The organism is Brumimicrobium sp., from assembly GCA_023957385.1.
GTDB lineage: Bacteria > Bacteroidota > Bacteroidia > Flavobacteriales_D > Crocinitomicaceae > Brumimicrobium.
Genome location: JAMLGZ010000001.1, coordinates 1035979 through 1059837, shown reverse-complemented (window position 1 = coordinate 1059837; position 23859 = coordinate 1035979). Strand labels below are relative to the sequence as shown.

Genomic DNA, 23859 nt, shown 5'->3' with positions numbered 1-23859 from the left:
TAAATTTAGAAATAAAAAGAAAGTTATTATTTAATCAATTTCTCGATTTCAACATGAAGTCCTAAACCTCTCAGAGCTTCTCCTTGAGCCACAACATTACCTTCGCCATCAATTAGAAATCCATGAGGTATATAACGAACACCATATTTATTCATAGCAACTCCTTCTTTATCCCATACATGACTATCCCATATCAATCCATCTGCTTTAATTGCATCTTTCCAAGGTTGCTCTGACCTATCTAAAGAAACACTTAATACCACAAAACCTTTGGCATTTCTAAATTTTTGATTTTTATATTTTTTATAAGCTTCAACCACATTTGGGTTCTCTTTCCTACATGGCCCACACCAAGATGCCCAAAAATCAAGTAATACCACTTTTCCTTTATAATCTGAGAGGGACACTTGCTTTCCATTTGGGTCTAACAATGTGAAGTCTATAGCTTTCATCCCATTCTGAATTTGAGAAAAAGAGATGACAGGAAACAAGAACAATAAAATTAGAATATTTTTCATGGAATAAAATTTACAATATCATAACAAAAACCAATCCAAAGAAATTGGTTAAACTCTTCGAATATCTGCTCCTAAATTCTTTAATCTGATATCAATATTCTGATATCCTCTATCAATCTGATCAATATTGTGGATAACACTCTTCCCTTCGGCAGATAATGCGGCTATAAGAAGTGCTACACCTGCACGGATATCAGGAGAAGTCATCTGAATTCCACGCAATTTATTAGCTCTATTTAGCCCAATAACAGTGGCTCTATGCGGGTCACATAAAATAATCTGTGCTCCCATATCAATTAGCTTATCTACGAAGAACAACCGCGATTCAAACATTTTTTGATGGATAAGGACACTACCTTTAGCTTGAGTTGCAACAACCAATACAATACTTAGTAGGTCTGGAGTAAATCCTGGCCAAGGGGCATCTGAAATGGTCAAAATAGAGCCATCAATAAAGGTGTCAATCTCATAATGCTCTTGTGCAGGAATATAAATATCATCCCCTTTTAATTCCATCTTTATTCCAAGACGTTTAAATACATCTGGGATAATCCCCAAATGTTTATACCCTACATTTTTTATAGTGATTTCAGATTGAGTCATAGCGGCAAGCCCAATGAAACTACCAATTTCAATCATATCTGGAAGAATTCTATGAGAGCATCCTTTCAATGCTGTTACTCCTTCAATTTCCAACAGATTACTTCCTGCACCTTTAATTTTAGCTCCCATACTATTTAGCATAGTGCATAATTGCTGTAAGTAAGGCTCACATGCTGCATTGTACAAAGTAGTTTTACCTTTAGCTAAAACGGCTGCCATTACAATATTAGCTGTTCCCGTTACAGACGGCTCATCCATGTGTATGTATAAACCTTGTAATTTCTTAGCTTCAACTGTATAAAAATGATCTACCGAATCAAAATTGAATTTAGCGCCTAGTTTAATTAAGCCTTCAAAATGGGTGTCTAATCTTCTTCTACCAATTTTATCGCCTCCAGGTTTTGGCATATATGCCATTCCAAATCGGGATAACAAAGAGCCAATAATCATAACTGAACCTCTTAGACCTCCTGCTCTTTTTCTAAAATCCTCTGTTTTAAGGTATTCTAAATTTACCTCCTTTGCTTCAAAGCTATACGTTCCTTTTTCAATCTTTTCGGTTTTTACTCCAATCGCTTGTAAAAGTTCAATTAATTTATTGACATCAATGATATCTGGAATATTTGAAATAGTAACCTTTTCAGGGGTTAAAAGAACAGCGCATAAAACTTGTAATGCCTCGTTTTTTGCACCTTGTGGATAAACTTCTCCTTTAAGTTTCTTTCCTCCGTAAATTTCAAATGATGCCATAAAAATTACTTCTTACGTTTTTTAGATTTCTTTCTTTTAAGTCGTTTAGGATTATTAGAAATTTGGATGCCACTTTGTTTTAAAATAGTGTTAGTAGCCGTTAGAGCTTCAGGTGCTAAATGTAATTTCCCCCCAGACAGTTCTCTTAAGTGAGCTACAATCGCAACATCTTCCACATTATTGGTATGGAAAGTTAAATAATCCTTTTTCAGCAGGTCTCCCATCAATTGCGTAAAATATGCTTTTTCCTCAGGGTCTTCCATCTTAGTAACCTCCTGAATAATCTTCTCAGAATAATACCCAAAATGTCCGTATTTTCCACTATTTTTAGGATAATGTAATCGCTTTGGTTTTTCTTTTAATTTCTCTGGAGCCGGAATTTCATAAGGAGAATCTACATCAATTTTGAAATCACTCATAATATACAAATGAGTCCATAATTTATGATTATAATCCTCCACGTCTCTCAAATGAGGATTAATTTGCCCCATCACATCAATAATCGCTTTAGCCGCTTTATTTCGCTCTTCACGTGATTTGATTTTGGTAGCATAATCAATCATATTCTGAATATTCCTTCCATATTCAGGTATAAGCAATTGCCCTCTTTCAGTATTATAAGAGAGTACATTCATTGAAAAATTTTCCACTGTTTTCTATTTCAAAATAAGTTTGAGGATTATCCCCAAATTAGCATTGCTGCGATAAACCCAAGTAAAAATACCGTATAGATTGTACCTAATGCAATGGTGGTATTGTCAAAATAAGTTCCGTTATTCTTAGCCATAATTCTAATGTTTGTTGTAAAAATAATAAATCTTCTTAATGTAAGCTTATTATTGTTTAAATTTTATCCTTCTTGAGCAGCTAGATATCTTTCTGCATCCAATGCTGCCATACATCCAGTTCCAGCAGCCGTAATCGCTTGTCTATAATTTTTATCAGCTGCATCACCTGCTACAAACACTCCTGGAACATTTGTTTTTGAGGTTCCTGGTTGAGCGTATTTAATATATCCTGTTTCATCTAATTCGATATAATCTTTGAAAATATCCGTATTAGGTTTGTGTCCAATAGCAACAAAGAAACCAGTACACGGAATGTCTTTCTCTTCTTTCGTTTTGTTGTTAATAACACGCGCTCCAGTTACTCCATGTTCATCCCCTAACACTTCCAGTGTTTCTGTATTAAATAAAATTTCAATATTTGGAGTTTTCATTACTCGTTCTGCCATAATTTTAGAGGCTCTGAATTCATCACGGCGAACCAGCATTGTAACCTTAGAGCAAATCTTGGATAAATAATGAGCTTCTTCACATGCAGAATCCCCGGCTCCCACAATAATTGTTTCCTGATTTCTATAGAAAAATCCATCACATACTGCACAAGCAGAAACTCCTCCTCCCATTTTAAGATATTTTTGCTCCGATTCTAATCCTAAATATTGGGCAGAAGCTCCTGTGGATATAATTACTGTTTTGGCATGAATTTCTTTTCCTGTTTCATCCCAACACTTGTGCACTTGTCCAGAAAAATCTACTCTTTCAATAAATCCTGATCGAATATCGGTTTCAAAACGCTCTGCTTGCTTCTGCAATTGTATCATCATCTCTGGTCCGTTAATCCCTTCAGGATACCCAGGAAAATTCTCGACTTCATTCGTTGTGGTTAATTGTCCTCCAGGTTGCATCCCTTGATACAATACAGGCTTCATTTCTGCTCTTGCAGCATATATTGCAGCAGTATATCCTGCTGGTCCAGAGCCTATAATCAGGCAGTCGATTTTTTCTATATCACTCATATTTATTCTTTAATTTTTAAATTTTCCTTGATCGCTAACAAAAATAAAAAAAATCAAATGCTTTTTATGCTACTTTTGATACAATTAAGAATCTTTTTAGTTTTTTAACTTTCCTTTCTCTTGTCTTTTTCCACAAAATGGTATTCAACTTGAATTTCAGGGGATGAAGATCTAAAAGGCGGCTCTTTTTTTTGTTTAGATATTGTCATTTCATCATCTATAGATTCATGAGATGGCTCTTTCCAATACGCTTCTAAATCCTCTTCTCCTTCGTCTTGTTCTGCTTCTATTTCATATTTATATTTAGGCGGTTGCGGTCCTTTTTTACGAAAAACAATTGCCAAGAAAAATCCAATTATTAGTCCAGATAAATGCCCCTCCCACGATATAGCCTCTTTTGTTGGTAAAACTCCCCAGATCATAGATCCATAAACAAATGCTACAAACAGTGATATGGCTTGCAATGGGCGATAATGAATTACAAACCCACTTAAAAAAAGAAATCCAAATAATCCATATATAATTCCTGAAATTCCAATATGATAAGATCCTGTATTCACAGCAATATACCACAACATAAACCCTGTTCCTAGCCAAATACTTAAAATCACTTTCAAAGCTACTTCCTTGTAAAAATAGATTAACGTAGCCATCAAAATGAATGTTGGAATTGAATTATTAATGATATGGGAATAATCCTTTTGGCTATGGATAAAAGGCATAAACAGAACTCCTTTCAATCCTTCTATTGTATATGGCTTAACCCCAAATCTATATAAATCTAAATAGAAGATACGGTCTAAAAAGAACACAATCCAAAGTACGAATATCAATAAAAGCGGATAAACAAGAGCTTCTATAAACTTTCCTTTATTCTCTTCCTGAATATATATTTTTTTAGGTATTAACATTTCACCTTAAAGATAGTATTTAGCACAAACAATCCAATTAGGAATATGTTTCTTTGAGTGTAAAAACAAAAAAAGCTTTAAGGTTTTAACTTCTTAAAGCTTTTTATGTTGTTGTATTTAACTAAAACTAATATTTAATCATGGATAATAGTTCCTGTATAAACAGGTCTTTCATTTCTAACTGGATTATAAATCTGAACTTTCCAGATAAATTCTTTGTTAGCAGGAGTCATCTTACCTGTTCGTTGATCCATTCCATCCCAAGCATTCTCAGCATTGGAAGAAGTAAAGATGATTCCATTATCAGTCGGGTCTATGATAATCATTTGGAATTTCACATCACGTTGGGTTAGAGAATATGGCATAAATGTCGTATTTCTCAAATCTGCATCGTTAGGTCTAAATGCATCTACAGCCATCAAATTATAGTTGTCTTTAATATGAATGTTTTTGCTCATTTCATTTTCACAACCATTCATGTCTTTTACTTTTAAATTAACTGTATAATCACCTTTCTCAAAGAAATAGTATTTTGCATTTCCATTCCCTGAGATAACATCTTTGTCAAAAGTCCAAGTATATGACACAAAGTTTCCATCAGCGGTGCACATAGTTACTGGAAGTCCTTCATCAAAAATATTTGCTTTATAATTAAAGTTAACAGTTGGTCGCTCCATTACACTTAAGTACTCTTTACCGATTACTTCACCATTTTTGTTAACAAATTCAATGGTTGTAGAAGAAGTAGCAACAAATGAATAGCTTTCAGTTGGATTCAACATTATCCATTTATTATCCATTTTGAAACGAACCTTTCCATTCTTTACTTCTGGATTTTGTATAGTTACATTTGCTCCTTCACACACAGTGGATTCTATGAATTGTCCAACAACGAATTCAGTAGGAATAAGTGTTCCTGCTCCTCCATTATCCTTTGAGTGATTATCATCTGAATCATTCCCTTCGAGCACTGGTATAGAAGATGACGTATTTTTAGAAGTAGTTGCATTAGAAGTGTTATTTAATTCTGATTTTTCAACTTCTACATTTGTTTTATCAACTTGTTGGTTATCATTTTCAGTACTAGCTAACTTCTGAGTATCTTCTATGGCTACTGCCGTATTATCATTTTTTATCTCTGAAGTTTCATTCTCAATAATTGTGTTCTTATTTACTTCTTGTTTATCATTAACAACAATAGATTTATTATTACCACTTAGATAATAAACTCCGGCAACAATTGCACCTACGACAACTGCAGCAGAAATCCATTTTGCCATTTTTCCAAATGATTTTCCTGAAGAAAGAGCTCCGCTATTCGCGTCAAGGCGCGCATTGACCGCCTGCCATGCAGATGCATCATAAGGAACTTCAAAATTTTGAAGTTTTTCTCTAAATGCTTTTTCAATTTTATCGCTCATTTTCTATCTTATTAAATTTTTCTATCAATACTTTTTGCAAATTCATCTTTGCTTTTGCTAAATTAGATTTTGATGTTCCTTCACTAATCCCCAAAATTTCAGCAATTTCTTTATGGGAATAGTTCTCAATTACATACAGGCTAAAAACCGTGCGATAGGCAGGTGATAATTCCTGAATTGCTTGCATGGCAGTTTCTGCTTTCATTTTCATTAAATCATCCCCAAAGTCATGTTCTTGTTCTGTGGTGTGACTATCAAAAACGTAATCTTCATCTGTAAGAAGAGGTTGTCTATTTCTTCTTCGCAATGCATCAATGGAAGCATTCACCATGATTCTTCTCATCCAGCCCTCAAATGAACCTGAGAAATCAAAATCCTTCAGCTTATCAAAGATCTTTATAAAACTCTCTTGGACAACTTCTTGCGCTTGGTCTCGATCTTTCGTGTATCTCATACAAACCGCCATCATCTTCCCGTAGAACATCTTAAACAATCGCTCCTGAGCTGTTCTATTCTGCTCCGCACATTGCTTTATTATTTCCTTGAGTTGATCGTTTTCCACTTTCCTTTTACAATTTTAAAACGTTTCATTTATCAGATGGTTGCCTGATTTGAATTTCATCTTATAAAAATTTACTTTTTTAATAAAATAGCTGCTTTATATAGTATATAACAAATGTAAAAATATTTCTTATACATAAGCTATGGGATTAGTGGAGAATTGAAAATTGAGTGCCGATAGCTATCGGAATAAAAATTGAAAGTGGGTATTGTTAATTGATTTTCTCTATAGGTTTCATCGGGGTGACATATTTCATGATTTTCTCATTAAAGATAAAATAAGCCACCAAACTATCGGTTCTTAGTATTCCTTGAGGAGTATAGTAGTTTGTATCTGAAATTGATTTTGGGTTGTATCCTTCCAATTCTCCTTGGTATAACGCAATATCTTTTGCAATGCGCACCTTGCTTTTAGCATGCTCTATTTCATATACTTTTGGGTGGTTTCGCCCGATTTCATCAAATACTGGACAATTGAAAGTTAAATATAATTGGTCTTTTTTTAAAGTATAATAATTTCGATATAAACTATTTCGAACTCGATATTCTATATAAAAATCTGTTTTTGCTTCAGAAGTCAATTTTAAAAAGTGAATGTTCAAAGGATAATTCACATTCGATCCAATAGGTGTGGTTGAAATTAATTCTTTATCTCCTCCCATTAATACAAAAACATAATTATATGGAGCTGTGAAGATTGTTTTTTCAAAAAATACTTCTGATTTATTTGCTTTTGCATGCTGGAAAGCAAAATCTTTACGGTTCACAAGTATTAGTACATCCTTTAGTGTATCTTCATTTAGGTATTCACTAAACAACTGTATATCGTATTTTTCTACTGAACTAATTTGGAGCTTACTTTCAATTTTTCGACGGATATATTCTTCTCCTCCGATAGTTACAATTACTTTATCGGCTTCCTTTACTTTTGTATTAGAATCACATCCAACAACAAGAAGGACTATAAAAAAGATTATAATATATCTTCTAAATTCTATCCAATACATACTTTACTAATTCATTCATTTCCGTAGAGTAATCAGATATAAATTCTTTTCTTCTACGATTTGCAATACCTAAACAAATGCCAATTGCTTGATGCCCCAGTGCTGAAGAAATAGAAAACAACGCCGAACATTCCATCTCTAAATTAGTCATACGATAAGCTTCAAAAGAAAAATCGCTAAAAGAATCTAGCATTCCTTCTTCTACCAAAGGAATACGCAATCTTCTACCCTGTGGACCATAAAACCCTGAACTAGTAACAGTAATTCCACTCTCTACCTTATTGGAATTCAATCTTGTGTATAATGCTGGAGATGCTTCCGTTAAATATGGCTTCACAAATTGAGGTAATTTAACTCTTTTTTCAATTTCTTGCTCAAGCTTCTTTACTTCCTCAGATTGATTCCTTTTATAAAAATGTCCTACATTATCAATACCTAAAGCATGAGTCGAAAGAATAAAACTACCTACTGGAATATCAGCATGCAAAATACCACAGGTTCCTATTCGAACAATATCTAAAGAGGTTTGCTGAGCTTTTTCCTCACGGGTTTGTAAATCAATATTAACCAATGCATCTAACTCATTGACAACAATATCAATATTATCTGTTCCAATCCCAGTTGAAAGTGCAGTTATCCTTTTCCCTTTATAAATTCCGGTTTGACAAGCAAATTCACGATGTTGACTTTTGTGAGTTATTTCATCAAAGAAGCTAGCCACCAAAGCTACTCTGTCCTGATCGCCTACAACAATTACCTTATGAGCTAAATCTTCCGGCTTAATCCCTAAATGATAAACTGCACCTTGGGGTGTCAATACTAATTCGGATGCTAACAGACTTGACATATTACTTTCCTATTGAACCAAACACTTTTTGTAAAATCTCAGTAACTCGTGCAACAGGGTCTTTACGGATTTTATTTTCTTCCTTTTCAACCATATTAAAAAGTCCATTAATAGCTTTTTCTGTCACATATTTATTTAGATCCACCTCTACTTTCTTACCGCCTGTAAGCATCATTGCTTGATTGTATTTAGTAGCAACGGGCTCCCAATATTCAGTTAATTTAACTTTCTCAATCGAATTCTGAACTTTTGGAGAGAATGCAGTAACTAAAGCATCCGTCGTATTCTTACGTAAGAAATTAGTTGCAGCTCCGTCTCCTCCATTTAAAATGGCAAATCCATCTTGAATAGTCATATTCTTAATTGCATTTAAGAAGATTGGGGTAGCTTCTTTAGCTGCATCTTCTGCAGCTCTATTTAAAGTTAATACGATTTTATCAACTTGACCACTCATTCCCCATTCAATCGCTTTTTCCTTTACTGCATTTGCACTTTCTGGAAAAGGTATTTTGATTTCACTATTCTTAAAGAAACCATCGGTAATTGATGTAACATCCACTGCATTCTTGATTCCTACATTCAATGCTTCTTTAAGTCCAGAGATAACTTCTTGATTTGTCAATGAGCTAGAACTTGTTCCTGAGCTAGAATTCGTTCCTAATGCACCTGCGGCTTCCTCTAAAACATCACAAGATTGAACACTAAAAAGTAAACCTCCTGCGATAAATAAGTAAATAAGTTTTTTCATTTTATTTGATTTTCTCCAAACTTACGAATAATTTTATTTTTTTAGTAAAACAAACTCTTTTTATGAAAGCAGGAATTATAACAATTGGAGACGAGTTACTTATTGGACAAACTATAAATTCAAATATCGCTCGTATTGGAAAAGCACTCACTAATATTGGTATCAAAGTCATACAAAGCACAACTATCCAAGATGATAAGCAAGCTATAGTTAATGCTCTCGATTTATTTATGCATGAATTTGATTTAGTTATTATTTCGGGTGGTTTAGGTCCTACAAAAGACGATATTACCAAAGAAACTCTAACTGCTTATTTCAAAACGGAACTAGAACTAAATAAGGAGGTACTTAAACATGTAGAAAGTTTCTTTACAAAAAAAGGCAAAGAGATGTTGTCATCAAACATTCATCAAGCTATGCTACCAAAAAAAGCTACCGTACTTGAAAATAAATTAGGAACAGCACCAGGAATGTGGTTTACTAAAGAGGAAAAAATTGTAATTTCTCTACCTGGTGTGCCTTATGAATTGGAAGGTTTGTTAGCAAACCAAGTAATTCCTAAACTCAGTTCTATGGGGTTAACTACAGAAATATATCATGAAACCATTATGACTATAGGCATTGGTGAATCATTCTTGGCAGAAAAAATCAAAGATTGGGAAAATCGTTTGTATCAAGATAAGCTTAAACTAGCTTATCTTCCTTCCCCAGGTCTTGTAAAATTGAGAATCACATCATATAACGGAGAAAAAGACAAAATAAAGATAAAAGCTTATATAGATGACATAAAAAAACTCATCCCCGAATACTTATATAGTGATTGTGAGGAAAGCATCTTCGAAACAGTAGGAAATTTATTACGAAAGAGGAATCAAACTATAGGCACTATCGAAAGTTGTACAGGGGGCAGAATAGCTAATTCTTTTGTTGAAATTCCTGGTGCTTCTGATTATCTTGTAGGTGGTCTTGTAACCTATTCAAACAAAATGAAAATGAATCTAGCTCATGTATCTCTTGCTTCCTTAAATGAATTTGGAGCTGTTTCTGAAGAAGTTGCAAAGGAAATGGCATTAGGTGGAAAGAAACAACTCGGCTGCGATTACACCATTGCTGTCACAGGAATTGCTGGCCCTGACGGTGGTAGTATAGAAAAACCAGTTGGAACTGTCTGGGTAGCTGTAGCACATCCAAATGGAATTAGTACAAAGAAATTTCAATTAAATGGAAATAGAGAGAGAAACATTGAGGTGACAACGCTATATGCTGTAAATTTACTGCGTAAAATGATACTAGGAATTAATCCATAATACTGAGTCTCATTTCAAAATAGGATAGCGTTTTACTGTATTCTATAAATTGAGTTTGAACATTGCATTTGGATTTCATTTTAATGGTAACAAAACCCAAACCTGCTCCTTCATGATTTTTTATGTAGCCATTTTCAAGAATCTCCAAATACACATTTTTTATTTCGGATTCATTCAGACTATTCAAATATTGAATATAATCCGCTAATTGCTTTTGATTCTCTACTTTTATCAGATTGCCTATAGAAATCGAATATATCCCATTATACTCTTTTATCATAACATGTCCAATCTGCTTTCCTTGTTCATTCTTTTCTCCATGAACTCGAACATTCTGTAGTTCTTCTATCATAATAGAAAAGATACGCTTTATGATATTCTTAGGCGTACCATTATTCAACATAAGTTGTTCTAGTCCTTCTGTTAAACTATATACAAAATCTTGGGAAAATGAACCAAAATGTGACATCACCACACGACCTTGATTAGCATTTAAGAAGTCTTTATATAAGCTTTCAAAAATATCATTGTCTGTTGCTAATATTTCCCTTTGATTGGACATATATTTTCATTGTTAGTTAAGTATTCTTATATAAAAGACGAAGATAAGAAAGAAAACGTTGCTAATTACCGTATTAAATTAACATTTCCCGATTTTAAAATTGGTGTGCCATCAGTTCTCACTCCTTTTAACTTATATACAAACACACCTGCATTCAATTTTTCTCCTTTGTAAGTTCCATCCCAACAGAAATTTACATCCGTACTTTCAAATACTTTTTCTCCCCATCTGTCAAATACTTGAAACTGAAGAGATGAAATACATTTACCAAGAACACATAAATAATCATTCAAGCCATCCCCGTTTGGCGTAAAAATATCAGGAACTTGAACAGTTCCACAAATATCTTCTACTTTAATATAAACAGAATCTTTGTCTATACAACCATCAGGCGAAATAGCAGTCACTACATACCATCCTGATGTAGCAGGTGTCGCTGTTGTTAGTAAACAGGTATCGCAACTCACAAATTCAATTGGACTCCAACTAATAGTTGAACCAACTGGTGTTACAGTAGCTTCCAAATCTGAAGACTCACCTTCAGTTATAACTTGGTTACCTGTAATAATTTCAACATCAGAACTCACAACACCATTAATAGTGAAAGGACCAGCTGTTGCAGTACAACTATTGGCATCGGTTACTGTTAACGTATATGTTCCAGCATTAGCTCCCGTCAAATTAACATCTGAACTTGTATTCCCATTCCAAGAATAGGTAAATGGAGCTGTTCCTCCATTTATGATAATACCTTTAATCATTCCGTCATCCCCCATACAAGTTTCATCACTCACAATAATATCTGTCAAATTTAGAGTTATACCTGGTGCACTAGTTATCGTGAAAGGGCCTGCTGTTGCTGTACAACTATTGGCATCGGTTACTGTTAGGGTATATGTGTTTGCGGTCGCTCCTGTCAAATCAATACCCGGTGTAGTTGTTCCGTTCCAACTATACGTATATGGAGCTGTTCCACCACTCACGGTAATACCTGTGATAGAACCATCACTGCCGGCGCATGTTTCATTGGAAATAGTTACTCCTGCAGAGTTTATTGTAATACCTGAACTTGACCCTATCGTGAAAGGGCCTGCTGTTGCTGTACAACTATTGGCATCGGTTACTGTTAGGGTATATGTGTTTGCAGTTGCTCCTGTCAAATCAATACCCGGTGTAGTTGTTCCGTTCCAACTATACGTATATGGAGCTGTTCCACCACTCACGGTAATACCTGTGATAGAACCATCACTGCCGGCGCATGTTTCATTGGAAATAGTTACTCCTGCAGAGTTTATTGTAATACCTGAACTTGACCCTACTGTGAAAGGGCCTGCTGTTGCTGTACAACTATTGGCATCGGTTACTGTTAGGGTATATGTGTTTGCAGTTGCTCCTGTCAAATCAATACCCGGTGTAGTTGTTCCGTTCCAACTATACGTATATGGAGCTGTTCCACCACTCACGGTAATACCTGTGATAGAACCATCACTGCCGGCGCATGTTTCATTGGAAATAGTTACTCCTGCAGAGTTTATTGTAATACCTGAACTTGACCCTATCGTGAAAGGGCCTGCTGTTGCTGTACAACTATTGGCATCGGTTACTGTTAGGGTATATGTGTTTGCAGTTGCTCCTGTCAAATCAATACCCGGTGTAGTTGTTCCGTTCCAATTATACGTATATGGAGCTGTTCCACCACTCACGGTAATACCTGTGATAGAACCATCACTGCCGGCGCATGTTTCATTGGAAATAGTTACTCCAGCAGAGTTTATAGTGATACCTGAACTTGATCCTATCGTGAAAGGGCCTGCTGTTGCTGTACAACTATTGGCATCGGTTACTGTTAGGGTATATGTGTTTGCAGTTGCTCCTGTCAAATCAATACCCGGTGTAGTTGTTCCGTTCCAATTATACGTATATGGAGCTGTTCCACCACTCACGGTAATACCTGTGATAGAACCATCACTGCCGGCGCATGTTTCATTGGAAATAGTTACTCCAGCAGAGTTTATAGTGATACCTGAACTTGATCCTATCGTGAAAGGGCCTGCTGTTGCTGTACAACTATTGGCATCGGTTACTGTTAGGGTATATGTGTTTGCGGTTGCTCCTGTCAAATCAATACCCGGTGTAGTTGTTCCGTTCCAATTATACGTATATGGAGCTGTTCCACCACTCACGGTAATACCTGTGATAGAACCATCACTGCCGGCGCATGTTTCATTGGAAATAGTTACTCCTGCAGAGTTTATTGTAATACCTGAACTTGACCCTACTGTGAAAGGGCCTGCTGTTGCTGTACAACTATTGGCATCGGTTACTGTTAGGGTATATGTGTTTGCAGTTGCTCCTGTCAAATCAATACCCGGTGTAGTTGTTCCGTTCCAACTATACGTATATGGAGCTGTTCCACCACTCACGGTAATACCTGTGATAGAACCATCACTGCCGGCGCATGTTTCATTGGAAATAGTTACTCCTGCAGAGTTTATTGTAATACCTGAACTTGACCCTATCGTGAAAGGGCCTGCTGTTGCTGTACAACTATTGGCATCGGTTACTGTTAGGGTATATGTGTTTGCAGTTGCTCCTGTCAAATCAATACCCGGTGTAGTTGTTCCGTTCCAATTATACGTATATGGAGCTGTTCCACCACTCACGGTAATACCTGTGATAGAACCATCACTGCCGGCGCATGTTTCATTGGAAATAGTTACTCCAGCAGAGTTTATAGTGATACCTGAACTTGATCCTATCGTGAAAGGGCCTGCTGTTGCTGTACAACTATTGGCATCGGTTACTGTTAGGGTATATGTGTTTGCAGTTGCTCCTGTCAAATCAATACCTGGTGTAGTTGTTCCGTTCCAATTATATGTATATGGAGCTGTTCCACCACTCACGGTAATACCTGTGATAGAACCATCACTGCCGGCGCATGTTTCATTGGAAATAGTTACTCCAGCAGAGTTTATTGTAATACCTGAACTTGATCCTATCGTGAAAGGGCCTGCTGTTGCTGTACAACTATTGGCATCGGTTACTGTTAGGGTATATGTGTTTGCAGTTGCTCCTGTCAAATCAATACCCGGTGTAGTTGTTCCGTTCCAACTATACGTATATGGAGCTGTTCCACCACTCACGGTAATACCTGTGATAGAACCATCACTGCCTGCGCATGTTTCATTGGAAATAGTTGGTGGCAGTCCTGCAATAACAATGGGAGGACTAACAACCACTCTAACAGGAATTCGAATAGGAAGTACACTACAATCACCTATGTAATAAGTTGTATTTACAGTCAAAGCGGGAGTTGTATAAGAGTTACCTGTAGCAAAAGGTGAAACATCTGTCAAACTATTAAACCATTGAAGGTTGCTCAGGTTATATGAAATATTTCCCCCTAAAGTTACAACGAGTGTTGTAGTGTTCCCACTACAGATAGTATCATCAGCCACAACAAAATCTATAGACTGTATAGGTAAAGTTTTTAGTCCCGAAGCACCGTCTGTAGCTCCATTCTGTGGAAAATTATTCATATAGGGTGAGTTAGTCGTTCCTGACTTACCTCCTGACACATCTTCAGTAGGAGTTCCCATAGTATATGAGATCATTCCTCCGGCGCCTCCACCACCAGGTCCATCTGCTTGTTTTTTAACAGTTGGGCTTCCTCCAAATTGAATATTTTGAATACCTCCTTTTCCTCCTTTTGCAATTAATTTAATCGATGCAGGAATTGGTTTTGTATTATTTATCACAATAGCTCCTGCGCCACCGGCTCCACCGGCACCATCATCACCAGTCTTTGATGAAAAACCAGGAGTTGGCCCTTCTGAATTCCCTCCATTTTGTCCATTCGTAACAATAGTTCCATTTCCAAGTATATTCCCATATGCACTTAAAAAGACGGCACCTCCACCAGCCCCACCTTTTCCGCCATAGTTATTGTTTTGATGGCCACCACCTCCTCCTCCACCTATAAAAGCTCTCTCTACATCATAGGTTAAAGGATGCCCTCCGACTCCTCCTGTAATTCTTCGGAAATCAACACCCCATTGACTATTATGAGGGCCTACGGTTAGTGGGTTTTTATTTTCTTCAGCGTGAGCATACCCTCCTCGACCTCCTCCTGATGACGGAGTTGTCTTCATATTCACATCTTCTAAGTTCCACGCAGCATCATAGACATTTCCAGCACCTCTATCAGGCACCCCATATCCATAAAAAGTTCCAATCCCTACATTGGAACCTCCACCTCCTCCAGCATTGTGGTAATTTGCACCTCCTCCACCATTTGCGATAGAGCCATAACAATAACGGGAATATATTATATCATAATCCGCTTTATTTCCATAAATACTTTCTCCTTTTTCTGCTCCTTCATATTGATCTGTTGATCCTAAAAATCCTCTATTCCCATAGTCTGTGACAGAACCTGCAGAGCTTGCTATATTTCCATTTCCTGTTGAATTTCCACCACGAAATCCACTTTTAGTAGCGCTAATTGCCCCTGCTAAATTTAAGTCTTTTTCAACCTCAATAGCAATAACTCCTCCTGATACTCCATCCCAATTTTTAGCTTTAATTGTATCATTTAGCGGAACAGTTAGATTCTTATATCTTGGAACACGGATTACTTGTGTTTTAGAATTATCTACAACATAAAAACTATGTTTTAAAGGGCAAATAACAGTGATTGTGTTTGCTGTAACAGATTTTACTTCTGCATACTCAAAAACTCCTGCATTCTGATAATTATATACATCACCATATTCTGTGAATTGATTCACATTTCCATTGCTAAACCATGAATCTTGAAAAGTATAAGTTCCCCATCCCCACTCATAAGGTAATGTATTTACATCAACTAAACCGCCTTGTACCTGATAAATCAAGATTAAATCTCCTGTTTGCAAACTACCTGAAAAGTTAGCGCCTGTCATAGCGGCATTAGCAACTTGGATAGAAGAAGATCCTGCACTTACTGTTGCCGTTAAGTTAGTATATGTATTTACAATAACATTACCTGTTAATATATAATCCCCATCCTTTCCTCGTTGAGAGAATGCAACAGAACACGTAAGTGCAATTAATAATAAATAAATTATTTTATACATATATTCAATAGCAAAGACGATAAAATACCTAAATCAGTTGTTAAAAGTATAATTTTTTAAGGAATATTATGCAATATAGAATCTTCATTTTATTTTTATGTTTCTAATTTATATCTTGCACACTAATTAAGTGACAGTATGAAAAAACACCCCAAGAAAAAAAAACATTCCACATTCACCAAACATAATCAAAAACTTGGTATGCCTCCAGGTATTCTCTTTTTTACTGGGGATCAGAAAACTGAAAACACTTCCATTCAACTTATTGAATATAATGAAACGGATATCGCAGAATATACTTGTACTTCGGTGGATGAAGCAACTTCCAAAATAACTCAATCCGAAAAATTCTACTGGTTAAATATTGAAGGTTTACACAACATAAATCTTATTGAAGAAATTGTTTCTCATTTCAAACTTCACAAGCTTTCTGGCGAAGATATTGTCAGCGTACAACAACGCCCCAAACTCGATTTTTATAATCACTATATTCATATTATTTTAAAAAACATCCAAATTCTTCCGAATGAAATTGGCGAGGAACAAATATCCATTCTCTTCTTAGAAAATGTGCTAATCTCTTTTCAAGAAAGGAAAACAGATATATTCACAAAAGTACGGACTCGTCTTTTTGATTCTGTAGGATATATTCGCACTAGAAAAACAGACTATCTTGCATACGCTTTGATGGATGTTATCATAGATAATTATTTCAAGACGGTGGAACTCTTTGATACAACAATCGATAAACTAGAGAACAGTATTGAAGAAATGAATCCTCAGGATTTCTTTGTTGAACTAGTTGCTTTGAGAAGACAAATCTTCCAGACAAGACAAACTATTTTTCCAATATTAGATGCGGCTAATCAATTTTCAAAATTAGAATCAAATTTAGTGAATGAAGAAACTCGATTATTCACAAAAGATATGAGCGAAAATATTGTTCAAATATTAGATATGCTGAATTCATTTAGGGAAAATGCAAATAGCTTATTGGATATATACAATAGCAATACAGCAAATCGAATGAATAATATTATGAAATTGCTGACCATCGTATCGACTATTTTCATACCCCTTACTTTTATTGTTGGAGTATATGGAATGAATTTTCATAATATGCCTGAGCTTTCCTATCATTACGGGTATTTATTCACATGGATCACCATGGTTATCATAACCATTGGTATGATTATTTTCTTTAAAATCAGAAAATGGCTATAAAAAAAGAAAGGCATATTATTGGTAAAAATGACATAGCCGATTTTCCTTCTTTTAACCTTCAAAATGTTAAAGTGAAAATAGATTCTGGCGCTTATACATCTACAATACACTGCTCCAAAGTAGAAAAAACTGAAGAAGGGTTAAAAGTTATTTTTCTTGAAAAGAAAACTAAAGGATACTCAGGAGAGATAATTCATTTCCAAGACTATCAAATAAAAAAAGTGCGTAGCTCCAATGGGATTTTACAAGAAAGATTTGTGGTTAAGGGAAATATTACGTTATTTGGTCAAAATTTTAATACTGAATTTACTCTCACTAGCAGAAAACTAATGCGCTTCCCCATCTTATTAGGAAGAAAATTATTAAATAAAGGATTCCTGATTAATACATCTCAAACAAACTTATCATATAAACTCAAAAAGAAATTATCCGAATGAAAATTGGAATTTTAAGTCGAGATACTAATTTATATTCAACACGCAGATTAGTAGAGGCTTGTCACACTCGTGGACATCAAGTGGAAGTTATTGACCACTTAAAATGTGATATTGTGATTGAAAAAGAATTGCCTCGTATTCATTATATAGATCACTATATAGAAGATTTTGATGCGGTTATACCTCGTATTGGCGCTTCAGTTACTTTTTATGGGACTGCTGTAGTTCGGCAATTTGAGATGATGGGTGTTTTTACCGCTGTAAATGCAAATGGTTTGTCTGACTCGCGTGACAAATTGCGTTCTCTTCAATTATTATCCAAATCAGGAATTGGATTACCTAAAACTGTTTTCACCAACTATTCTAAAAATGTAGAAGGTATTATAGATGCTGTCGGCGGTGTACCCACAGTTATTAAGTTACTAGAAGGAACTCAAGGATTAGGAGTTATTCTAGCAGACTCTAAAAAAGGAGCAACATCGGTATTAGAAGCCTTAAATGGACTGAAAGCGCGTGTAATTGTTCAAGAATTCATCAAAGAATCTAAAGGGGCAGATTTACGAGCATTTGTAGTAGATGGGAAAGTAGTTGGAGCTATGAAGCGACAAGGTAAGGAAGGAGAGTTTCGTTCGAATTTACACCGTGGAGGAACTTCCACAATAATTGAATTATCTCCAGAAGAAGAATCAACTGCCATACGTGCCGCCAAAGCCTTAAATTTAGGTATTGCTGGAGTGGACATGCTGCAATCTAATCGAGGCCCTTTAATTCTAGAAGTGAATTCATCCCCTGGATTGGAAGGTATTGAAGGAGCAACTCAGGTTGATATTGCTGGTGAAATTGTCAAATATATTGAACGAAAAGTAAAGAAATGACCGAACAACAGCCTTTTTCCTTACTTGGAAACATCATACAACCTGGAAAAACAGAACGACTTAGCCTAGAGATTGCTAAGTTACACACGAACACTCCTATTCAAATACCAGTAATTGTAAGTCATGCTCTTCGAAAAGGACCAACACTTCTATTGCTAGCTGGAGTGCATGGAGACGAAATTAATGGTGTAGAAACTATCCGACGCATCATAAAGAAAGGCTGGAATAAACCACAATATGGAACTGTGATATGTGTCCCAGTATTCAATATATTTGGTTTCCTTAATATGTCACGTGAATTTCCTGACAAAAAAGACTTAAATAGAGTTTTTCCAGGCTCAAAAAATGGTTCACTTGCTAGTCAATTCGCCTATATTTTTATGAAAAAGATTGCCCCTTTGGCAGATGTGATTATTGATTTCCATACAGGCGGAGCTCAAAGATACAATTACCCTCAAACTCGTTGTGACTTTAATCATCCACTATCTGTAGAGCTTTGTAAAGTTTTCAACGCACCTCTCATGGTAAATTCTTCTTTAATTTCCAAATCTATACGTAGTGCATGCACTAAACTAGGAAAAGGCTATATCCTTTTTGAAGGAGGGAAATCCCATAGCATTGATGATTATATTGTTGAATCAGGAATTCTTGGTGCGAAACGAGTGATGACTCATTTAGGTATTCGAAAATTTGATTTAAAGGATACCGATAAGAAAAGTTTCATTGTCAAAGATTCAAAATGGATTAGAGCTGGTATTTCAGGAATGTTATATGTAATGATAGAGAATGGAAAGAGAGTAAAGAAAGGAGATGTACTAGCTAAAATTTCAGATCCTTACGGTAAATCAGAACGTTTAGTCAAATCTCCTAGTAAGGCGCTTATTTTCAACGTAAATGAAATGCCTCTCGTAAATAAAGGAGATGCCTTATTTAATATTGCTGTGCTCGACTAAAGGTTCCTCTCTAATCAGACTCAAAATACCTAATAAGAAGGCAAAAGGAATAATTCCTGCTTGAGTTTCCAGCATGGATTCAGGAAGTATTGCTAGAAATAATAAAACACATATCATCACTCGCCAACTATAATAGGTGTCCGATGATTTTTTAAAAAGATTTGTTACAAATGACATCAAAAGAAAAAGCGTTCCAAACATACCTAAAGCTAATTGTGTATTGAAAAACTGATTATGACAATTTAATTTTTGCTCTGCTACTGCCACATATCCTTTTTCATAATTTCGCTCTATTAAAACATCTTTGATATCTCCTGTTCCTACACCAAATACAGGGTTCTCTTTAATCAATTCTATAGAAGAATCCCACACCATCATACGCGATTCAGTGCTAGAAGGATTTTCTTTATTTACTTGTTCTATGGAGGTAGATGATTCATTAAATGCTTTAGTAATTCGTTCAAAGGTGGTTGGAAGAAATAACGAAATCACAAATATTCCAACTACAAAGACACTAATAATTCCTCCTAATATTAGTTTATTTTTCATCATAAGGAATAGTTGTATGCCCATCCAAACACTAATTGTGATAAACAGTAACATACCAATTTTAGATTCTGTAAAAACATTCATCACCAATATAACTACTGCTCCTAGGATACCCCAAAAAGTTGTTTTTCTATCTCCAGAGCTAATCATCTTTTGCAATACAAAGTAGTATGCCAACATTAAATAGACAGACCAATATCCTCGATGCATGAAAGTAGATATATGGGTTCCCGTAAAAGCATTAAATTCTTTCCATTCTGAATACAAATAAATAGAATGTGAGAAATTCACTATGATAGACAGGAAAGTTCCAACTATAAAAGCATTTATAAATACGTTCCATTTAATTCTAATGGGATAAAGTAAAAAGAAAATAGGAAGGATAGCAAAACTAGCTTTCATCCCAATATCTTTGATAGCAAACGACATATTCTGTGTGTATATCATGCCAACCAAATGCATCACATAAAATAGCAATAGCCAAATATTTGGATTCTTCCAAGACAACTGACTATAAACATAAACTTTCTTAATTGGGGTTCTTCGAATCCATTGTTCTACCCAAAGCATCAAAACCAATACACCCAATATATTAGGATAGAATGGAATGAAGAAGGCAAATAAATAGGCCATCAACATCGATTCTTTCTCTATTTCTAATTTTATTTTTGACAATTTTACTTAGTTTCTAAATACAAATCTATAGGTGATAATGCCTTCTTGTTTATCCGAAGCCTGTCCAGAATAATTGAAACGTGACTTCAGGGCATACTCCACTGCTTTCTGACGCATACATTCTGAAGCATTCTGACTCCCTACTTCCATATAAGTGGCAGATATCACTTTCCCTCCTTTATCAACAATAATTGCAACTTTTACAGTACCATTTACATTGCCACATGTATATCCAGGATTTCTAATATACCAGTCATTATGATTTAAAGGATATCTATCTTTCAAAGAATAAGAAACCATTGTTTCCCCACTAACAGCCTCAGAACTGGAGTTTTGACCAAAATTAAACTTATCTTTATCTACTCCTTTATCCTCTTTTTTATTTTCTACATCTGAAGTAGCTGAATTTTGTTTATTTTGTTCCTTTGCCTCCTTCTCTTTTGCTATCCTATCTTTTATACTTTTCTCATAATCATCTTCCATCTTCTCTACATTCTTATAGTTACTGTAAGATGTGTATGACTGCATAGCGTCATTGCTTCTATTTCGAGAATCATTTTCATTTTTTACAAAAGAGGTAACTTCCTTTTCTTGGTATATATTCTGTTCAGCTTCCGTTTGAATTTGCTCAGCAGTGATTTCAATATTATCTGGGGCTTCCGCATTCATTTCTCTAAAATTCCAAGGTTCATACAAAACTCCTTCTTTATATGTAGTAACTTGTAGATAGATAAACAATCCAATATGTAAGAATAGCGTAATTAAGATACCATATTTATGGCGATCCAAGAATAGCACTATTTTATCAGCCTTATTCATTATACCGAATGAATTGATTTTTAGGTATGATATAATATAATACGTCGTTTCCTTTTATAAGTTGTAATTTATGTTCAGAAAGTTGAATGATTCTATCATACTCCACAGGAATAACAAGCTCACCTTTGAGCGAATATATTCCCCATAAATCTTGATTATCATGCACAATCAGCAACTCATTTGTAAACCGTTTCACAGATTGAAATTCAAGGGGTAGTATATAATCTCCCTTCAAATTGATTAATCCCATATTACCATTTTTCTCAACAATCGCTATACCATTTTCAAAAGCTTCGGCATAGTCGAACTGGTAATTTATTTTTAATTGGGCATTTTTGTTAACGTATCCCCATCCATTTCCTTTACTTACAGGAATCAATTCACCAAAACCTCCAATTCCTGTAAATAATGCCGGCAATAAAGTTTTACCCAAACTATCTATCATAGAATAATTATATCCTTTACGAAAAGGAGCATATCCATTTTTAAATTGGGAAAATTGTATGTAATTAGGGAAAGTCACATACTTAATAGGAATTACAATTTTACCATTTCTATCCACATATCCATAATTTCCATCTTTTTCTATAATTGCCCGATTAGAAGATATCGCTCCAATATAGTCATAGCTTTCTTTAAAAACTTCCTTTCCTTTAATAGTAAGAAGATTCATACTATCTCTATATTCAATAGTAAACAAAGAATCAGAAAAACGGGTTAATTTACCGAAGGAAGAAGAAATAATAAATTGCCCATCTCTTCCTATATACCCATTTAATTCTTTCTTTTTCACCTTAGCCATTCCTTTTTCAAAAGAGAATGCTTCATCAAAATACTCCATAGTAAGAAGAGAACCATCATATTGATAATAACGATATCCCAAATCATCTTTTGCATAAGCAATTCCCTCAGAAAAGGATCCTAAGTCAAGGAATTTAGGTTCTAATATATAATTTCCAGAAACATCAATAAATCCTAGCTTATCGTTAACTGTCACAACCGCTCTACCATCATTAAAATCTTCGGCATCCTCAAATTGATAATCTATAATTAAATCACCATTTTTGTTGATATACCCAGCCTTTTCATTTTTAGATACAACTGCCAACCCATTATTAAAATTCCCTGCATATTCATAAATGGGATGAATTATTTCCTTTCCATTTTCATCCATAAATCCATATTTATTATTTCTCATAAACAGATACAGATTTTGATCTACTAAAACAAGGTCTCTTTCAATTAACTCAGGAAATGGAAAATCAGGATATAGATTTTGGAAATTAATAATTGCCTCTTTTGTATAATCTGATGTTGATTTACGATACAGATTAGTCCATGCAGTATTTATATATGGATTATGTGGGAACTTCTTAATAAATGAAACATAATCCGATATGGTATTTTCTTTAGTTGATAAATGGTAAATCTGATATTCAGCTTCAGTTAGAAAAGGATTGTCTGGGTAAGTTTGTACAAAAGTAATATAGCTATCAATTTGATTAGATTCAATAGTTTCAGCATATTGTGCTTGATATAAAATATTCAACGCATCTTGATACCACAAACTTTGAGGGAACTTCTCTAAATAAATAGATGCATGTGTACTTGTAGGGTCTAATTTAAGCAATTCAAATGCTAAAGAATCTCTTTTAATAATGGCTTTTGAAATATGTTGAGACCATGGGTATTGACTCATAAATAGTTGAAATCCATCTACTGTATTCTCATTTATCTTTTTAGAGAAAGCTAAATCACTAATCTTTTCTCGATGAACTTTAGCCGTATCTAAATTGAAGTTCAGTTTTTCACTCCACGTCAATTGTTTTTTTTGAGTTACATCTTTATATGCTTCAACAGACAGAAGGCTATAATGATAGGCGGAATCTAAATTATGGAAAGGGTTATCTTTCCTAAAATAAATTACGCTCAATCCATATGCAGCAGGTGACTTATCTCTTTTAATTGATTTCTCAAATTGCTTCTTCGCATCAAAATAGTTGTAAATATCAAGGCTTTCAAAGCCCTTTTGAATACTACAAGCGCTTAATAAAATAAGTAAAAGAAATACAATTTTGATATGTTTGAAATGCTTAAGAATCACTTGTTTTATCTAAAATTACGACATTAAATTCCAACAAAATTAACCAATTTAAAGAATTATTTAAAAGGAA

General features: G+C 34.8%; 20 protein-coding genes. 5 read left to right on the top strand and 15 right to left on the bottom strand.

The genetic code is table 11. The annotated features are described in order from the left end of the window. Window positions 1-26: 26 nt before the first annotated feature. The 10 genes from M9897_04655 to M9897_04610 form a co-directional block, all read right to left on the bottom strand. Window positions 27-518, bottom strand: coding sequence for a TlpA family protein disulfide reductase (locus M9897_04655; protein ID MCO5268169.1), 492 nt, complete (start codon window positions 516-518; stop codon window positions 27-29). Window positions 519-566: 48 nt separating this feature from the next. Next, window positions 567-1871 (bottom strand): UDP-N-acetylglucosamine 1-carboxyvinyltransferase, encoded by a 1305-nt coding sequence (gene murA, locus M9897_04650; GenBank protein MCO5268168.1) that lies wholly within the window; start codon window positions 1869-1871, stop codon window positions 567-569. Window positions 1872-1876: 5 nt separating this feature from the next. Then, window positions 1877-2521, bottom strand: coding sequence for a DUF4290 domain-containing protein (locus M9897_04645; protein ID MCO5268167.1), 645 nt, complete (start codon window positions 2519-2521; stop codon window positions 1877-1879). 200 nt (window positions 2522-2721) lie between these two features. Then, window positions 2722-3672, bottom strand: coding sequence for a thioredoxin-disulfide reductase (gene trxB, locus M9897_04640; GenBank protein ID MCO5268166.1), 951 nt, complete (start codon window positions 3670-3672; stop codon window positions 2722-2724). Window positions 3673-3776: 104 nt separating this feature from the next. After that, entirely contained in the window at window positions 3777-4583 is an 807-nt protein-coding gene (locus M9897_04635) for a rhomboid family intramembrane serine protease (protein MCO5268165.1), read from the bottom strand. Between the two features lie 134 nt (window positions 4584-4717). Then, complete coding sequence (locus M9897_04630) at window positions 4718-6004, bottom strand: PKD domain-containing protein (protein MCO5268164.1); 1287 nt, start codon at window positions 6002-6004, stop codon at window positions 4718-4720. Continuing rightward, a complete protein-coding gene (locus M9897_04625) occupies window positions 5994-6566 on the bottom strand; it encodes an RNA polymerase sigma factor (protein MCO5268163.1) in 573 nt (190 codons plus the stop codon). Before M9897_04625 ends, M9897_04630 begins: the two co-directional genes overlap by 11 nt. Window positions 6567-6777: 211 nt before the next feature. Beyond that, window positions 6778-7572, bottom strand: coding sequence for a hypothetical protein (locus M9897_04620; protein ID MCO5268162.1), 795 nt, complete (start codon window positions 7570-7572; stop codon window positions 6778-6780). Then, the gene (locus M9897_04615; GenBank protein ID MCO5268161.1) at window positions 7553-8419 is read right to left on the bottom strand and encodes a nucleoside phosphorylase; all 867 of its coding nucleotides are present in this window, start codon (window positions 8417-8419) and stop codon (window positions 7553-7555) included. The genes M9897_04620 and M9897_04615 overlap by 20 nt, the downstream gene beginning before the upstream one ends. Before the next feature lies 1 nt (window position 8420). Beyond that, window positions 8421-9167, bottom strand: coding sequence for a DUF4197 domain-containing protein (locus tag M9897_04610; GenBank protein ID MCO5268160.1), 747 nt, complete (start codon window positions 9165-9167; stop codon window positions 8421-8423). 62 nt (window positions 9168-9229) lie between these two features. Between M9897_04610 and M9897_04605 the strand changes: the two genes are divergently transcribed. Beyond that, complete coding sequence (locus tag M9897_04605; protein ID MCO5268159.1) at window positions 9230-10474, top strand: competence/damage-inducible protein A; 1245 nt, start codon at window positions 9230-9232, stop codon at window positions 10472-10474. Here the strand turns inward: M9897_04605 and M9897_04600 are convergent. Together M9897_04600 and M9897_04595 are read right to left on the bottom strand one after the other, a co-directional pair. Beyond that, window positions 10464-11036 carry a SiaB family protein kinase gene (locus M9897_04600; protein MCO5268158.1) on the bottom strand — a complete coding sequence of 191 codons (573 nt, stop codon included), beginning with the start codon at window positions 11034-11036 and terminating at the stop codon, window positions 10464-10466. The genes M9897_04605 and M9897_04600 overlap by 11 nt on opposite strands. A gap of 65 nt (window positions 11037-11101) precedes the next feature. Further along, window positions 11102-16153 carry a gliding motility-associated C-terminal domain-containing protein gene (locus M9897_04595; GenBank protein ID MCO5268157.1) on the bottom strand — a complete coding sequence of 1684 codons (5052 nt, stop codon included), beginning with the start codon at window positions 16151-16153 and terminating at the stop codon, window positions 11102-11104. Between the two features lie 138 nt (window positions 16154-16291). On the opposite strand from M9897_04595, the gene corA reads away from it, so the two are divergent. Genes corA through M9897_04575 form a run of 4 tightly spaced genes read left to right on the top strand, consistent with a single transcriptional unit; the run spans window position 16292 to window position 19642 of the window. After that, entirely contained in the window at window positions 16292-17377 is a 1086-nt protein-coding gene (gene corA / locus M9897_04590; GenBank protein MCO5268156.1) for a magnesium/cobalt transporter CorA, read from the top strand. Next, on the top strand, window positions 17368-17814 hold the full coding sequence (locus M9897_04585) for a RimK/LysX family protein (GenBank protein ID MCO5268155.1): 447 nt from the start codon (window positions 17368-17370) through the stop codon (window positions 17812-17814). Before corA ends, M9897_04585 begins: the two co-directional genes overlap by 10 nt. Beyond that, a complete protein-coding gene (gene rimK / locus M9897_04580) occupies window positions 17811-18689 on the top strand; it encodes a 30S ribosomal protein S6--L-glutamate ligase (GenBank protein ID MCO5268154.1) in 879 nt (292 codons plus the stop codon). The genes M9897_04585 and rimK overlap by 4 nt, the downstream gene beginning before the upstream one ends. After that, window positions 18686-19642, top strand: coding sequence for a succinylglutamate desuccinylase/aspartoacylase family protein (locus tag M9897_04575; GenBank protein ID MCO5268153.1), 957 nt, complete (start codon window positions 18686-18688; stop codon window positions 19640-19642). The genes rimK and M9897_04575 overlap by 4 nt, the downstream gene beginning before the upstream one ends. Here the strand turns inward: M9897_04575 and M9897_04570 are convergent. Genes M9897_04570 through M9897_04560 form a run of 3 tightly spaced genes read right to left on the bottom strand, consistent with a single transcriptional unit; the run spans window position 19616 to window position 23789 of the window. After that, window positions 19616-20866 (bottom strand): O-antigen ligase family protein, encoded by a 1251-nt coding sequence (locus M9897_04570; protein MCO5268152.1) that lies wholly within the window; start codon window positions 20864-20866, stop codon window positions 19616-19618. The genes M9897_04575 and M9897_04570 overlap by 27 nt on opposite strands. 6 nt (window positions 20867-20872) lie before the next feature. Then, the gene (locus M9897_04565) at window positions 20873-21685 is read right to left on the bottom strand and encodes a hypothetical protein (protein MCO5268151.1); all 813 of its coding nucleotides are present in this window, start codon (window positions 21683-21685) and stop codon (window positions 20873-20875) included. Continuing rightward, complete coding sequence (locus M9897_04560; protein ID MCO5268150.1) at window positions 21678-23789, bottom strand: WG repeat-containing protein; 2112 nt, start codon at window positions 23787-23789, stop codon at window positions 21678-21680. Before M9897_04560 ends, M9897_04565 begins: the two co-directional genes overlap by 8 nt. Between the last annotated feature and the right edge of the window lie 70 nt (window positions 23790-23859).

Coding starts and splice junctions, on each gene's coding strand:
- M9897_04620 (MCO5268162.1), bottom strand. CDS start 7,572: ATGTATTGGATAGAATTTAGAAGATATATTATAATCTTTTTTATAGTC.
- rimK (MCO5268154.1), top strand. CDS start 17,811: ATGAAAATTGGAATTTTAAGTCGAGATACTAATTTATATTCAACACGC.
- corA (MCO5268156.1), top strand. CDS start 16,292: ATGAAAAAACACCCCAAGAAAAAAAAACATTCCACATTCACCAAACAT.
- M9897_04610 (MCO5268160.1), bottom strand. CDS start 9,167: ATGAAAAAACTTATTTACTTATTTATCGCAGGAGGTTTACTTTTTAGT.
- M9897_04575 (MCO5268153.1), top strand. CDS start 18,686: ATGACCGAACAACAGCCTTTTTCCTTACTTGGAAACATCATACAACCT.
- M9897_04585 (MCO5268155.1), top strand. CDS start 17,368: ATGGCTATAAAAAAAGAAAGGCATATTATTGGTAAAAATGACATAGCC.
- murA (MCO5268168.1), bottom strand. CDS start 1,871: ATGGCATCATTTGAAATTTACGGAGGAAAGAAACTTAAAGGAGAAGTT.
- M9897_04600 (MCO5268158.1), bottom strand. CDS start 11,036: ATGTCCAATCAAAGGGAAATATTAGCAACAGACAATGATATTTTTGAA.
- M9897_04605 (MCO5268159.1), top strand. CDS start 9,230: ATGAAAGCAGGAATTATAACAATTGGAGACGAGTTACTTATTGGACAA.
- trxB (MCO5268166.1), bottom strand. CDS start 3,672: ATGAGTGATATAGAAAAAATCGACTGCCTGATTATAGGCTCTGGACCA.
- M9897_04595 (MCO5268157.1), bottom strand. CDS start 16,153: ATGTATAAAATAATTTATTTATTATTAATTGCACTTACGTGTTCTGTT.
- M9897_04615 (MCO5268161.1), bottom strand. CDS start 8,419: ATGTCAAGTCTGTTAGCATCCGAATTAGTATTGACACCCCAAGGTGCA.
- M9897_04630 (MCO5268164.1), bottom strand. CDS start 6,004: ATGAGCGATAAAATTGAAAAAGCATTTAGAGAAAAACTTCAAAATTTT.
- M9897_04655 (MCO5268169.1), bottom strand. CDS start 518: ATGAAAAATATTCTAATTTTATTGTTCTTGTTTCCTGTCATCTCTTTT.
- M9897_04565 (MCO5268151.1), bottom strand. CDS start 21,685: ATGAATAAGGCTGATAAAATAGTGCTATTCTTGGATCGCCATAAATAT.
- M9897_04635 (MCO5268165.1), bottom strand. CDS start 4,583: ATGTTAATACCTAAAAAAATATATATTCAGGAAGAGAATAAAGGAAAG.